This window comes from Streptomyces cellostaticus (assembly GCF_001513965.1).
GTDB lineage: Bacteria > Actinomycetota > Actinomycetes > Streptomycetales > Streptomycetaceae > Streptomyces > Streptomyces cellostaticus.
In genome coordinates, this window is record NZ_KQ948024.1 from 33,025 (window position 1) to 45,896 (window position 12,872).

General features: G+C 70.2%; 12 protein-coding genes and 1 tRNA gene. 8 read left to right on the forward strand and 5 right to left on the reverse strand.

The features are described from left to right. Positions 1–40 precede the first annotated feature (40 nt). Positions 41–1,642 carry a beta-N-acetylhexosaminidase gene (locus AQI88_RS20095; protein ID WP_067001043.1) on the reverse strand — a complete coding sequence of 534 codons (1,602 nt, stop codon included), beginning with the start codon at positions 1,640–1,642 and terminating at the stop codon, positions 41–43. A gap of 62 nt (positions 1,643–1,704) precedes the next feature. Here AQI88_RS20095 and AQI88_RS20100 point away from each other — a divergent pair, with 62 nt between their 5' ends. Then, entirely contained in the window at positions 1,705–2,586 is an 882-nt protein-coding gene (locus AQI88_RS20100) for a DUF4429 domain-containing protein (RefSeq protein ID WP_067001046.1), read from the forward strand. Positions 2,587–2,613: 27 nt separating this feature from the next. Here the strand turns inward: AQI88_RS20100 and AQI88_RS20105 are convergent, their stop codons facing one another. Beyond that, positions 2,614–4,179 (reverse strand): purple acid phosphatase family protein, encoded by a 1,566-nt coding sequence (locus AQI88_RS20105; RefSeq protein WP_067001049.1) that lies wholly within the window; start codon positions 4,177–4,179, stop codon positions 2,614–2,616. Positions 4,180–4,344: 165 nt separating this feature from the next. On the opposite strand from AQI88_RS20105, the gene AQI88_RS20110 reads away from it, so the two are divergent. Together AQI88_RS20110 and glmS are read left to right on the forward strand one after the other, a co-directional pair. Then, positions 4,345–4,602 (forward strand): hypothetical protein, encoded by a 258-nt coding sequence (locus AQI88_RS20110; protein ID WP_067001052.1) that lies wholly within the window; start codon positions 4,345–4,347, stop codon positions 4,600–4,602. Positions 4,603–4,640: 38 nt separating this feature from the next. Next, complete coding sequence (gene glmS, locus AQI88_RS20115; RefSeq protein WP_067001055.1) at positions 4,641–6,458, forward strand: glutamine--fructose-6-phosphate transaminase (isomerizing); 1,818 nt, start codon at positions 4,641–4,643, stop codon at positions 6,456–6,458. Between the two features lie 149 nt (positions 6,459–6,607). Here glmS and AQI88_RS20120 read toward each other — a convergent pair whose 3' ends face one another. Next, a complete protein-coding gene (locus tag AQI88_RS20120) occupies positions 6,608–7,168 on the reverse strand; it encodes a GPR1/FUN34/YaaH family transporter (RefSeq protein ID WP_067001057.1) in 561 nt (186 codons plus the stop codon). Positions 7,169–7,293: 125 nt separating this feature from the next. Then, positions 7,294–7,821 carry a universal stress protein gene (locus AQI88_RS20125; RefSeq protein WP_067001060.1) on the reverse strand — a complete coding sequence of 176 codons (528 nt, stop codon included), beginning with the start codon at positions 7,819–7,821 and terminating at the stop codon, positions 7,294–7,296. Positions 7,822–8,154: 333 nt separating this feature from the next. On the opposite strand from AQI88_RS20125, the gene AQI88_RS20130 reads away from it, so the two are divergent. From AQI88_RS20130 to AQI88_RS20150, 5 genes are all read left to right on the forward strand, one after another. Then, entirely contained in the window at positions 8,155–8,412 is a 258-nt protein-coding gene (locus AQI88_RS20130) for a hypothetical protein (RefSeq protein ID WP_067001063.1), read from the forward strand. A 378-nt stretch (positions 8,413–8,790) separates the two neighbouring features. Continuing rightward, positions 8,791–10,011, forward strand: a complete 1,221-nt coding sequence (locus tag AQI88_RS20135) for a helix-turn-helix domain-containing protein (RefSeq protein WP_067001066.1) — start codon at positions 8,791–8,793, stop codon at positions 10,009–10,011. Between the two features lie 141 nt (positions 10,012–10,152). Continuing rightward, entirely contained in the window at positions 10,153–10,755 is a 603-nt protein-coding gene (orn, locus tag AQI88_RS20140; RefSeq protein WP_067001069.1) for an oligoribonuclease, read from the forward strand. Positions 10,756–10,870: 115 nt separating this feature from the next. Continuing rightward, positions 10,871–10,943: transfer RNA gene (locus tag AQI88_RS20145), tRNA-His, on the forward strand. Between the two features lie 144 nt (positions 10,944–11,087). Beyond that, positions 11,088–11,594, forward strand: coding sequence for a GNAT family N-acetyltransferase (locus AQI88_RS20150; protein ID WP_067001072.1), 507 nt, complete (start codon positions 11,088–11,090; stop codon positions 11,592–11,594). A gap of 47 nt (positions 11,595–11,641) precedes the next feature. Here the strand turns inward: AQI88_RS20150 and AQI88_RS20155 are convergent, their stop codons facing one another. Further along, on the reverse strand, positions 11,642–12,697 hold the full coding sequence (locus AQI88_RS20155) for a LacI family DNA-binding transcriptional regulator (RefSeq protein WP_067001075.1): 1,056 nt from the start codon (positions 12,695–12,697) through the stop codon (positions 11,642–11,644). Positions 12,698–12,872: the final 175 nt, after the last annotated feature.

Consider the following 12,872-nt stretch of genomic DNA (forward strand, 5'->3'; position numbering starts at 1 on the left):
CCCCGGAGTACGGTCCCCCGGGGTGCCCGTCGGTCTTGGGTCAGTTCGTCGGCCAGGGCACCTGGGGCGACTTGTAGTACGTGATGCCGAGTGCGTCCCAGCGCGGGCCCTGGGCCGCCAGCCGCACCTTGTAGCGTGCCCAGTCGTGCGTGGCCGCCGGGGACCAGCCGAGCTCGGCCGCTCCGGGCAGGCGCGGGAAGGCCATGTACTCGATGTCGGCGGACGTGGTGAGGGTCTCGGACCACATCGGCGCCTCGACGCCCTTGATGGCCGATTCGGGTGCTCCGGGGAGATAGCTGCCCGGGTTCCAGTCGTAGGAGCGCTGCACCTCCACCAGGCCCGCCCAGTCCAGGCCCAGCCTGGTGTTCCGGGTGTACTTCATGTCGAGGTAGATCCGGTCGGCCGGGGACAGGATCAGCCCGGTGCCGTTCTGGGCGGCCTTGGCCACCTGGGCCTTCTCCGCCGCGCTGGTGCCGTCCAGGCCCCAGTACTGGGCGAGGGCGCCCGGGGCGGGGGTGGCGCCGGTCAGCTGGTGCCAGCCGATGACCGTCTTGCCGTACTTGGCGACGATCGGCTGGACGCGGTCCATGAACGTCACGTAGTCGGCGTGGCTGGTGGAGTGCGCCTCGTCGCCCCCTATGTGCAGATAGCGGCCGGGGGTGAGGGCGGCCAGCTCGCGGATGACGTCGTCCACGAAGGTGTACGTCACCTCGTTGGGCACGCACAGCGAGCTGAAGCCGACCTCCGTGCCGGTGTAGAGCGGGGGCGCGGTGCCGTTGCAGTTGAGTTGCGCGTAGGAGGCGAGGGCCGCGTTGGTGTGGCCGGGCATGTCGATCTCGGGGACGACCTCCAGATAGCGGGAGGCGGCGTAGCCGACGATGTCCTGGTAGTCGGCCTTGGTGAAGTAGCCGCCCCGGCCGCCGCCGACCTCGGTGGAGCCGCCGTAGGTGGCCAGGCGCGGCCAGGAGTCGAGGGCGATGCGCCAGCCCTGGTCGTCGCTGAGGTGCAGGTGCAGGGTGTTGATCTTGTAGAGGGCCAACTGGTCGATGTAGCGCTTGACCTGGGCGACCGTGAAGAAGTGCCGGGAGACGTCCAGCATGGCGCCGCGGTAGCCGTAGCGCGGGCTGTCCTCGATGGTGCCGCCGGCGATCCGCCAGGGGCCGGTCTGTACGGTCTTCTTCTCGATGGACGCCGGAAGGAGCTGGCGCAGGGTCTGGACCCCGTGGAAGAGGCCGGCGGGGGCGCTCGCGGTGATGGAGACACCGAGGGGGGTGCTGGTCAGGCGATAGCCCTCGGCGCCGAACGAGCCCTCGGCCACCTGGAGCCGGATGCCGCCGGTGCCGTGCTCGGTGACCGGCAGCGGGTAGCCGGTGGACGGCCGCAGGATGCCGGCGAGGTACTCGCCGATCCGGCGGACCTCGGCCGAGCCGTCGACGTGGACGAGGGTCGCGCGGGTGATGCGGTAGGGGGATCCGCCGGGCGTGACCGAGGCAGGCGCGGGGACCACCCGGTCCAGCGGGGTCGCCGTCGCGGCCCGGGCTGCGGGTGCGGCGCCGACGGCGGACACGCCTGCCGCCGCCAGAAGCAGCAGTGATCCGAGGATGCGGGTCAGTCGGGGAGTCGTGCTGTGGTTGCGTCTCACATGCGCTCCCTTCAGGAGTGGTAAAGACCACTCTCCCGCAGATCCGGTGAAACAATCCCCGCATGGCGGAAATCATCCAGAAGGACGGCACCTGGGCCTTCGACGGGGATGCCGTCAGGCTGACCCCGGGCCGGGACAAGAACATCGGCGTGCTGCGCAGGACGCTGGGTGAACTCGTCGTACCTCTGGGTGCGTTGGCCGGTGTCTCCTTCGAGCAGGGGAAGAAGTCGGGGCGGCTGAGGCTGCGGCTGCGCGACGGCGCCGACCCGCTGCTGCACGCGACGGGCGGCCGGCTCGCCGAGCCCCACGACCCCTACCAGCTGACCGTGGAGTCCGACCGGTACGGCGTCGCCGAGTACTTCGCGGACGAGGTCCGCAACGCCCTGCTGCTGGACGGGGTTTCACCGGACCCGGTCGCCGAGTACCTGCTGTCCGGTCCGGCCGTGCCGGTCGCCGCCTCGGCCGGGGACGGCACGGCGAGCTTCGACGGGGAGCAGGTGCGGCTGGAGTGGAACTGGAAGACGGAGGACGCCAAGGCCGCCGCCGGAGCCCGTTCGATCCCCGTCACGGAGATCACCGCCGTGGAGTGGCAGCCGGCGGCCGGGCTGGAGAACGGGCATCTGCGCTTCACCGTGCGCGGCGCGCCCGTCACCGCCCCGCCGAAGTACGATCCCAACGCCGTCGAGCTGTGGGGGTTCAAGAAGGACCCGCTGATGGCCCTGGTCGCGGCCGCCGTACAGGCCCGGCTGCCGCACCCGTCGGCCCCGGCCGCCGCGACGGACGTACGACCCGGGCCGCCGCAGCTCACGAAGGCGCCCGCGGCCGAGGAGGACCACGACGCGCTGCTGCGGCGGCTGCGCGAGCTGGGCGAGCTGCACCGCTCGGGGGTGCTGACGGACGAGGAGTTCACGCTGGCCAAGCAGGCGGTCCTCAGACGCATGTAACGGACCGCCTGCTCGCAGAAGGCCGTCCTACTTGGCCCTGCGCGCGACCGTGAAGTGGTCGATGCGGTCACCGGTCTCGGCGATGCCCTGGACGTTCAGGGTGGTGTACTGCCCCTTCGGCGCGGGGGTGACGTCCACGCGCAGGAAGGAGTAGTTCAGGTAGCGCACGCGCGACCAGGCGACGGTCTCGTTCTGCTTGCCGTCCTTGAGGTTGACGAAGGAGGCCACGGAGTCGACCTCGTGCTCGTGACCCTCGTACGAGTCCGGGGCGCTGAAGGCGTACAGGCTGCGGCCCGCGGCACCCGCCGTGACGTACACGACGCCCTCGGTCTCGGGGTAGGCCGTGCCGCCGATCGGCAGCTTCTTGGTGACCTCGTTGCCCTTGATGACGTCCGTGCGCTCGTACTGGTGGTTGTGGCCGTTGATGACCAGGTCCACCTGGTACTTGTCGAACAGCGGCACCCACTCCTGGCGCACGCCCCCCTCCGAGGCGTGCGCGGTGGAGGTGCAGTACGCGCAGTGGTGGAAGAACACGACGATGAAGTCGATGTCCTTCGCGGCCCGGAACTTCTTCAGCTGGCCCTCGAACCATGTCGTCTGGGTTCCACCCGATATGCCCAGGTTCGCCGGGATCTCGAAGGAGACGTCGTTGGGGTCCAGCGAGATGATCGCCGTGTTGCCGTAGACGAAGGAGTAGACGCCCGGGAGGTTCTTCTTGTCCGGACCGTTGTCGGGCAGGGTCCAGCGGGCCTCCTCGCCGCCGTAGCCGTTGGGCGAGTACCAGGCCTCCATGTCGTGGTTGCCGAACGAGACCATCCACGGGATCTGCTTGGCGACCGACTCGGTCTGGTACAGGAACTGGTCCCAGGTGCGCGAGTCGAACCCGGTGTCGGTGGTCTTGCCCTGGCCGGCCGGGTCGCCGTAGGCGATGTCGCCGGCGTGCAGGTGGAAGGCCGGGTTCTGGCCGAGGATCAGGCTGTCGTTGGCCAGGGCGTGGTAGCTGACGCCCTGGTCGCCGAAGGCCGTGAAGGTGAACGGCGCCTTGTGGGCGGGGGCGGTGGTGAAGGTGCCCAGGGTGCCCAGCAGCTGCGGCTCGGCCGGGTCGAAGCCCTGGTGGCCCACGCCGTAGTAGTAGGTCTTGCCGGGGCGCAGGTGGGTGAGCTTGGCGTGGAGGTAGTACTGCGTGTGGTCGCCGCTGGCGCCGACGCCGGCCGGGGTGTAGAGGGCGCGGACCTCGGCGGGGATCTTGCGGGAGAGGTCGCAGGGGTGGGCGCCGATGCGGATGAACGGGTCCTTCACCGCGACCGGGACCTGCCAGGAGACGGTGATCTCGGTGCGCGGGTCGTTGCCCCAGGCCAGGTGGCGGCCGAAGGGGGCGACGTACGCGCCGTCGACCGACTCGGCGGCGGAGGCGGTGCGCTGGGTCGGCACGGCGGCCTGGGCGGTGGCACCCGGTATGAATGCGCCACCCGTGACGGCGCCCAGGGTGACGGCGCCGCCTCTGATCATGGTGCGCCGCGAGAATCTGGCGCGCAGGTACTCATGCTGCTCGGCCATGCTCATGCGCTCGGCCAGCTTCTCGGGTACTCCCATACGAGGAATGTCCATGACGTCTGAAACTCGTGCGTCCGGGCGACGCAGCACAAGACGCAGGATGGACAGCTTGTAAACAGCACGCCATAAGACGGCCAACAGCCACGTGCCCGGAATCGGGCAGGATTCTTGCGAAACCGGCTCCGGTACCTCAGGATCTACCGGGTGCACGACGAACTTGTGGATCATCTGACGCGGTCCTCGCCCCTGAGCCGGGGCGAGGCGCTGCGGGTGGTGCAGGACGTGCTCGCCTACTTCGACGAGACGACGCAGGACTACGTCCGTCGCCGCCATCGCGAGCTGCAGGCCCAGGGCCTGCAGAACACGGCGATCTTCGAACGGATCGAGGCGGACCTGAAATACCGGGCGGTCGCGCCGCCGGAGCTGACGCTCAGGCAGCTGCGCCGCATGGTCTACGGCTGAGAACCTGCCGGGAACTACGGGCTGAGGAATACCTATATATGTGCGGAATTGTCGGATACATCGGGAAGCGTGACGTGGCCCCCCTGCTCCTGGAGGGCCTGCAGCGCCTGGAGTACCGGGGCTACGACTCGGCGGGCATCGTCGTCACCTCCCCGAAGACGGCCGGCCTGAAGATGGTCAAGGCCAAGGGCCGGGTGCGCGACCTGGAGGCAAAGGTCCCGGCGCGCTTCAAGGGCACCACCGGAATCGCCCACACCCGCTGGGCCACCCACGGCGCCCCCTCCGACGTGAACGCCCACCCGCACATGTCGGCCGACCAGAAGGTCGCCGTCGTCCACAACGGCATCATCGACAACGCCGCCGACCTGCGCCGCAAGCTGGAGGCGGACGGCGTCGAGTTCCTCTCCGAGACCGACACCGAGGTGCTCACCCACCTGATCGCCCGTTCGCAGGCCGAGAAGCTGGAGGACAAGGTCCGCGAGACCCTCCGCGTCGTCGAGGGCACCTACGGCATCGCGGTGATGCACGCCGACTTCTCCGACCGCATCGTGGTGGCCCGAAACGGCTCCCCGGTGGTCCTCGGCATCGGCGAGAAGGAGATGTTCGTCGCCTCGGACATCGCCGCCCTGGTCGCCCACACCCGGCAGATAGTGACGCTGGACGACGGCGAGATGGCCACCCTCAAGGCCGACGACTTCCGCACCTACACCACCGAGGGCACCCGTACCGCGGCCGAGCCGACCACCGTGGAGTGGGAGGCGGCCTCCTACGACATGGGCGGCCACGACACCTACATGCACAAGGAGATCCACGAGCAGGCCGACGCCGTGGACCGCGTGCTGCGCGGCCGCATCGACGACCGCTTCTCCACCGTGCACCTCGGCGGCCTGAACCTGGACGCCCGCGAGGCCCGGCAGATCCGCCGCGTGAAGATCCTCGGCTGCGGCACCTCGTACCACGCGGGCATGATCGGCGCCCAGATGATCGAGGAGCTGGCCCGCATCCCCGCCGACGCCGAGCCGGCCTCCGAGTTCCGTTACCGCAACGCGGTCGTGGACCCCGACACCCTCTACGTCGCGGTCTCCCAGTCCGGTGAGACGTACGACGTCCTCGCCGCCGTCCAGGAGCTGAAGCGCAAGGGCGCCCGGGTCTTCGGCGTCGTCAACGTCGTCGGCTCGGCGATCGCGCGGGAGGCGGACGCCGGGATCTACGTCCACGCGGGCCCGGAGGTCTGCGTCGTGTCGACGAAGTGCTTCACGAACACCACGGTCGCCTTCGCCCTGCTCGCGCTGCACCTGGGCCGCACCCGCGACCTCTCGGTCCGCGACGGCAAGCGGATCATCGAGGGCCTCAGGAAGCTGCCGGAGCAGATCACCGAGATCCTCCAGCAGGAGGAGGAGATCAAGAAGCTGGCCGAGCTGTACGCCGAGGCCCGCTCGATGCTCTTCGTCGGCCGCGTCCGGGGCTACCCGGTGGCCCGCGAGGCCTCCCTGAAGCTGAAGGAGGTCTCCTACATCCACGCCGAGGCCTACCCGGCCTCCGAGCTCAAGCACGGCCCCCTGGCCCTCATCGAGCCGGCCCTCCCGACGGTCGCGATCGTCCCCGACGACGACCTCCTGGAGAAGAACCGCGCGGCCCTGGAGGAGATCAAGGCCCGCAGCGGCAAGATCCTCGCGGTGGCCCACCGGCACCAGGAGAAGGCCGACCAGACGATCGTGGTCCCGAAGAACGAGGACGAACTGGACCCGATCCTGATGGGCATCCCCCTCCAGCTGCTGGCGTACCACACGGCAAAGGCACTCGGGCGGGACATCGACAAGCCGCGCAACCTCGCCAAGTCGGTAACGGTGGAGTAGTGCGCCCCTGAGGGGCGCGGGGCTGTATCGACATGCGGCTCCGCCGCGTGGGCGCGAGCAACCACGAGCCTCCTGCACAGGCAGGACAACAGAACGGACCCCCACGTGTGCCACCAAACACGCGGGGGTCCCTTCCGTGCTGCTCACACTCAGCCGGTGGCCGTCACCCCCCGGCCCGCAGCACGCCCAGGAAGCGCCGTCGGCCAGTGAGCCAACGCCGCCGTCGCCGCATACCAGGCCGCCGCACCGGAGACGACGGCCGCCCAGCCGCCGGCCTTCGCGAGAGAGGAACTGTCGGCGAACTGCCCGACGGCGAGCAGCAGCATCGCCAGGAACAGCAGCCCGTACACGGCCTGCCCGAGACCGTCCCCGCCCGCAAGGGTCAGCGAGAGAGCCACGAGGGCGAAGAGCAGCAGGAAGAGTCCGGCCGCGTTGGCCGGCATCTGACCTGCGACGGCCCAGGTGAACCACAGCGCGCCGAGGGCCACGAAGCCCGTGCCGGAGGCGGTGTCACGGTCCCGGAAGGCCAGCAGGCCGACGAGGTAAAGGGCTATGCCGCCCACGTAGTGAGCCAGTGACACGGCGTCGGATGCCCGAACGCCGTCGATCACGCCGGTCGTGCCGAGCCCGAACGCCAACAGGGTGATACCCAGGGCGAGTCGGCCGACCACGGTAGTGGTTCCGCTTCCCGCAGAGACGTCGTTGTCCACGGCGGGCTCCCTTCATGCATGTGCAGTTGCGCGGTGACCGATATATGCCCTTCACAAGGGCACAAACACCTCTACGCGCAAGTAGTTTCGCGCTGCACAAAGGGAGTTGACGGGGTGTCGGAAGCTCAGGGAACGACGATCACGGGCCGCTGGGCACGCTTGGCCAGCCGCCCGGCCACGGAGCCGAAGATCCGGCCGACGATGCCGTGCGTCGAGCCGACCACGATCGCGTCGGCCTCGTACTCCTTGCCGACCTCTTCGAGTTCGTGGCAGATGTCGCCGCCCCGCTCGACCAGGATCCAGGGCACCTCGGCCAGATAGTCGGCGCAGGCCAGCTCCAGGCCGAGCACCTCGGTGCGGTGGTCCGGCACGTCGACGAAGACGGGCGGCTCGCAGCCGGCCCACACGGTGGTGGGCAGCCGGTTGGCCACGTGGACGATGATCAGGCCCGAGCGGGAGCGGTGGGCCATGCCGATCGCGTAGGCGAGGGCGCGCTCACTGGACGTCGAGCCGTCGAAGCCGACGACGACGCCGTGCTTGAAGGCGGGATCGCAGGAAGGGCGTGGCTCTTGCGCCGCGAGGGGATCGGCCGCCGTGGGATCGGCGACCGGCCGCTTGCGGTCCGCGGGTTCGAAGAATTCGTGACCGGCCATGGCTGTCTCGGCGTTGTGATCCTTTAGGTGGGGGGTGACATCGTGCAGCGGAGCTGTGTCCGGGAAACGTCTTCCCAACCCCATACCCCCAAGGGTACGGCGGCACGCCTCCTCTGCCCAGTTCCTGCACACGCTCTGTAAGCGGCCCCCCGATGTCCGTAGGGGTTCCCCGGAGCATGCACGAGCAGCGCCCGTAACGCAATGGTTGCTGCCCCGTACAGGCGGTTTGCACAGGATTCCCGGAGCCACCGGGGTATTCCCGGAGCCACGGCCGGTGACCGACCGATCGAACAGGCGTTGAACCCGGTGAGCCGCCGCCACAGGGAGTACGAGATGTCCGGACCCCGATCCGCCCCCGACCCGCACCCCGCCTCGGACACGACGAGTGATGTGATCCGCTGGGCGGCCTTCTGCTGTGTCCTCGTACCCGTGGTCCTCGTCTGGTACGGCACCTCGCTCGCCGGAGCCGCCGGCACCTTCCTGGGTCTGGCCGCCGTCACGGCGGCCTGCCGCGTTCTGCTGCGGCGCTCCGAGCGTTGCGCCGCGCAAAGAGGCGGACGTCACACCAAGAGGAAGACACCGGTCGACTGACCGGTTTTTGCACCCTCGAACGCTGCTTTTCGGCCAACTTCCGGATACCGCTGCGGAGGGGTCTGAACCACCCCCCAACCCCCGTTCCACCTGCACGGAAAGGGTCTGGGCGACCCTGCGCACCCTACGCGGTTTGGCCACTGCGACAAGGCGCACTTCCCTGCACGCTCCACGAGTGCAACCCTTCGTGATCGAATGCTTCACGCCAAGTTGTCATGTCGACAATCTGCGGCGTGTGGAACTGGCCACCGACAGACCGCGGGAGCCAGTAGATTCGATCTTGATGTCTTACGGCGGGGGACTCGTGCAGGACCGAGGGGAAACGTGCAGGAGCGACACAACCGAGGAGCCGCGACCACCGAGGGGGGCTTAGCAGGGATGAGCCACGACTCCACCGCCGCGCCGGAAGCCGCAGCCCGGAAACTGTCCGGGCGACGCCGCAAGGAGATCGTCGCGGTGCTGCTGTTCAGCGGCGGCCCCATCTTCGAGAGTTCCATACCGCTTTCGGTGTTCGGGATCGACCGCCAGGACGCCGGCGTGCCGCGCTACCGACTGCTGGTGTGCGCCGGCGAGGAAGGCCCGCTGCGGACCACGGGGGGCCTGGAACTCACCGCACCGCATGGGCTCGAGGCGATCTCGCGCGCGGGTACGGTCGTCGTACCGGCCTGGCGCTCGATCACCTCGCCGCCACCGGAGGAAGCGCTCGACGCACTGCGCCGCGCGCACGAGGAGGGGGCCCGCATCGTCGGGCTGTGCACAGGCGCGTTCGTCCTCGCGGCGGCGGGCCTGCTGGACAGCCGTCCGGCGACCACACACTGGATGTACGCACCGACGCTGGCCAAGCGCTATCCGTCGGTGCACGTGGATCCGCGCGAACTGTTCGTCGACGACGGCGACGTACTGACCTCGGCCGGTACGGCCGCGGGGATCGACCTGTGTCTGCACATCGTGCGGACGGACCACGGCAACGAGGCGGCCGGTGCGCTCGCCCGCCGCCTGGTGGTCCCGCCGCGCCGCAGTGGCGGTCAGGAGCGCTATCTCGACAGGTCTTTACCAGAAGAGATCGGCGCCGACCCGCTCGCCGAGGTCGTCGCCTGGGCGCTGGAACACCTCCACGAGCAGTTCGACGTGGAGACGCTGGCGGCACGCGCCTACATGAGCCGCCGTACGTTCGACCGCCGGTTCCGCTCGCTCACCGGGAGCGCGCCGCTGCAGTGGCTCATCACACAGCGGGTGCTCCAGGCGCAGCGGCTGCTGGAGACGTCGGACTACTCCGTGGACGAGGTGGCGGGCCGCTGCGGCTTCCGCTCACCGGTCGCGCTGCGCGGGCACTTCCGGCGCCAGCTCGGCTCGTCCCCCGCCGCCTACCGGGCCGCCTACCGGGCCCGTCGGCCGCAGGGCGAAAGGCCGGGCGACCCGGAGGCGCCGGTGTCCCACTCCGGCCCGGCGAGCGCACCGGCGGGCCTGCCCGGCCACGGACCGGTGGGACCCGTACCGGCCCTGCTGCACCCGGAGCGGGAGAGCGCGGTGCCGATGCAGAGCCGCCGCCAGGCCGCGGGCGCGGTGAGCCTGCTGCCGGGGCCACGCAGCGGCAGCTGAGCGAGGCACACAGCGGCGACTGAGCACGGCGAACAGAGGGGGGGGCGGGTCCACACCCGCTCCCCTCTTTCCGTGCTCGGGCCGCGAGCACGGCACCGACGCGGGGCACCCAAATGCCGACGCCAGCTTTAGGGTGGTCGCATGAACGATCGCATGGTGTGGATCGACTGCGAGATGACCGGCCTCTCGCTGTCCGACGACGCTCTCATCGAGGTAGCCGCCCTCGTCACCGACTCCGAGCTGAACGTACTCGGCGAGGGGGTGGACATCGTCATCCGCCCGCCGGACTCGGCGCTGGAGACGATGCCGGAGGTGGTGCGTCAGATGCACACCGCGTCCGGACTGCTGGACGAGCTGGCCGGCGGCACCACGCTGGCCGACGCCGAGGAGCAGGTCCTCGCCTACGTCCGGGAGCATGTGAAGGAGCCCGGCAAGGCGCCGCTGTGCGGCAATTCGGTCGGCACCGACCGCGGTTTCCTGGTGCGGGACATGCCGACCCTGGAGGACTACCTCCACTACCGGATCGTGGACGTCTCCAGCATCAAGGAACTGGCGCGGCGCTGGTACCCGCGGGCGTACTTCAACAGCCCGGAGAAGAACGGCAACCACCGCGCCCTCGCCGACATCCGCGAGTCGATCGCCGAACTGCGCTACTACCGCGAGGCCATCTTCGTCCCGCAGCCCGGCCCGGATTCCGACACCGCCAAATCGATCGCGGCCAAGCACGTCCTGCCTGCTCAGTAGGGTCCGCAGGGTCCGCTCGGGGACCTGCGCGAAAACCTGTGCGCGAGCACCCCTTCGGACCCTGTAGACTTCTTCTCGGCCGGTCGGGGAAACGACAAGTTCACCGCCGGTCGTGGTGGGTGTAGCTCAGCTGGTAGAGCACCTGGTTGTGGTCCAGGATGCCGCGGGTTCGAGTCCCGTCACTCACCCTGAGTAATCAGCCGGTGACTCCGTCGAGAGACGGGTCACCGGCTGATTTCGTTTTCCCCCGTTTCCCCCACTTCCCCGCGCACCGCGGCCAGCCCGTACCCGTCCATGTACCTGACCCGCGCCCGCCGCCGTACCCTCACCGCGTGCGCCCTGAGCCGATCACCACCGCCCGCCTGGATCTCCTCCCCCTCCGACCCGGTCATGCCACGGAGATGGCCGCCGCCCTCGCCGACCCCGCCCTGCACACCTTCATCGGCGGCTCCCCCGCCACTCCCGAAGCCCTGCGCACCCGCTACGAACGCCTCACCGCCGGCTCCCCCGACCCGACCGTCTCCTGGTGCAACTGGGTGCTGCGCCGACGGGAGGCGGGCCGCCTGGTCGGCACCGTCCAGGCCACCGTCACCGGCCCGCACCGGGACCACGCCGAGATCGCCTGGGTCGTCGGCACCCTCTGGCAGGGCAACGGATACGCCGTCGAGGCAGCCCGGGGGCTCGTGGAATGGCTGCGGGATCAAGGAGTTCGCACGCTCGTCGCGCACATCCACCCGGACCACCGCGCCTCGGCCGCCGTCGCCACCGCCGCCGGACTGTCCCCGACGGGGGAGGCCCAGGACGGCGAGACCCGCTGGCGGCTCACCCTCCCGGACTGACAGGCACCGGCGCGCGGGCCCACGTCCGGTGACGCCGCCGTACGGCTCTACGACGACGCCCGCACCACCAGTTCCGTACGCAGTACCGCATGCCGCCGCTCCAGCCCCCGGGACACGGCCGGGCGACGGTCGGCGATCTCGGCGAGCAGCAGGTCGATCATCGCGCGGCCCATCTCCACGATGGGCTGGCGGACGCTGGTCAGCGGCGGGTCCATGTGGCGGGCGATGGCCGAGTCGTCGTACCCGACCAGGGCCACGTCGTCGGGGATCCGGCGGCCCGCCTCGCGCAGCACCTGCCGGGCGCCCGCCGCCGTGACGTCGGAGCCGGCGAAGACGGCGTCCAGATCGGGGTACCGCTCCAGCAGCGTCGTCATGGCCCGGCGACCACCCTCCTCGGTGAAGTCGCCGGGTTCGATGAGGAGTTCGTCCGGCTTCCGGCCCGCGTCCAGCAGGGCGTCGCGGTAGCCGTCGACGCGGCGCTGGGCGCCGTAGACGTCGAGGCGGCCGGTGATGTGGGCGATCCTGTTACGGCCCCGGGCCAGCAGGTGCTCCACGGCCGAGCGGGCACCGCCGTAGTTGTCCGAGTCCACCGAGGTGAGCGTCTCCGCGGCCGAACGCGGACCGCTGATCACCGCCGGGATCTCCAGCTGGGCCAGCAGGTCCGGGAGGGGGTCGTCGGCGTGGACCGAGACCAGCAGGACGCCGTCGACGCGGTGGGCCGCCAGGTACTGGGCGAGGCGCTCCCGCTCCCGGTCGCTGCCCGCGAAGATCAGCAGCAACTGCATCTCCGTGTCGGAGAGTTCGCTGCCGACACCGCGCAGCATGTCCGAGAAGTACGGCTCCGCGAAGAAGCGGGTCTCGGGCTCGGGGACGACCAGCGCGATGGCGTCGGTGCGGTTGGCCGCAAGGGCGCGGGCCGCGGTGTTGGGGACGTAGCCGAGCTCGGCGACCGCCGCCTGGACCGCTGCGCGGGTCGTGTCACTGACCCGGGGCGAGCCGTTGATCACGCGCGAGACCGTGCCCCGGCCGACCCCGGCCCGGGCGGCAACCTCCTCGAGCGTGGGCCGCCCTCCGCTCCGGCTCCGCGCTCCGTGGCCTGCCATGGGCTCCGCCTTTCTCGACACCAGCATCCCAGCTGGCCTGGAATCTAACAGGCCCGTCCGTCGCCGCCGCCCGGCCCCGAGCGGGTCCGGTTAACGGCCCGATAACTGAACGCGGTTGCCGTCGTCGGCTCCCTTGACACCCCGCCCCGAACCGACGACTCTTCAACACATCACA

Excerpts from the sequence above, each read along its gene's own strand:
- AQI88_RS20100 (WP_067001046.1), top strand. The coding sequence starts at position 1,705 with ATGGCGGAAATCATCCAGAAGGACGGCACCTGGGCCTTCGACGGGGAT.
- AQI88_RS20105 (WP_067001049.1), bottom strand. The coding sequence starts at position 4,179 with ATGGGAGTACCCGAGAAGCTGGCCGAGCGCATGAGCATGGCCGAGCAG.
- glmS (WP_067001055.1), top strand. The coding sequence starts at position 4,641 with ATGTGCGGAATTGTCGGATACATCGGGAAGCGTGACGTGGCCCCCCTG.
- AQI88_RS20125 (WP_067001060.1), bottom strand. The coding sequence starts at position 7,821 with ATGGCCGGTCACGAATTCTTCGAACCCGCGGACCGCAAGCGGCCGGTC.
- AQI88_RS20130 (WP_067001063.1), top strand. The coding sequence starts at position 8,155 with ATGTCCGGACCCCGATCCGCCCCCGACCCGCACCCCGCCTCGGACACG.
- AQI88_RS20135 (WP_067001066.1), top strand. The coding sequence starts at position 8,791 with ATGAGCCACGACTCCACCGCCGCGCCGGAAGCCGCAGCCCGGAAACTG.
- orn (WP_067001069.1), top strand. The coding sequence starts at position 10,153 with ATGAACGATCGCATGGTGTGGATCGACTGCGAGATGACCGGCCTCTCG.
- AQI88_RS20155 (WP_067001075.1), bottom strand. The coding sequence starts at position 12,697 with ATGGCAGGCCACGGAGCGCGGAGCCGGAGCGGAGGGCGGCCCACGCTC.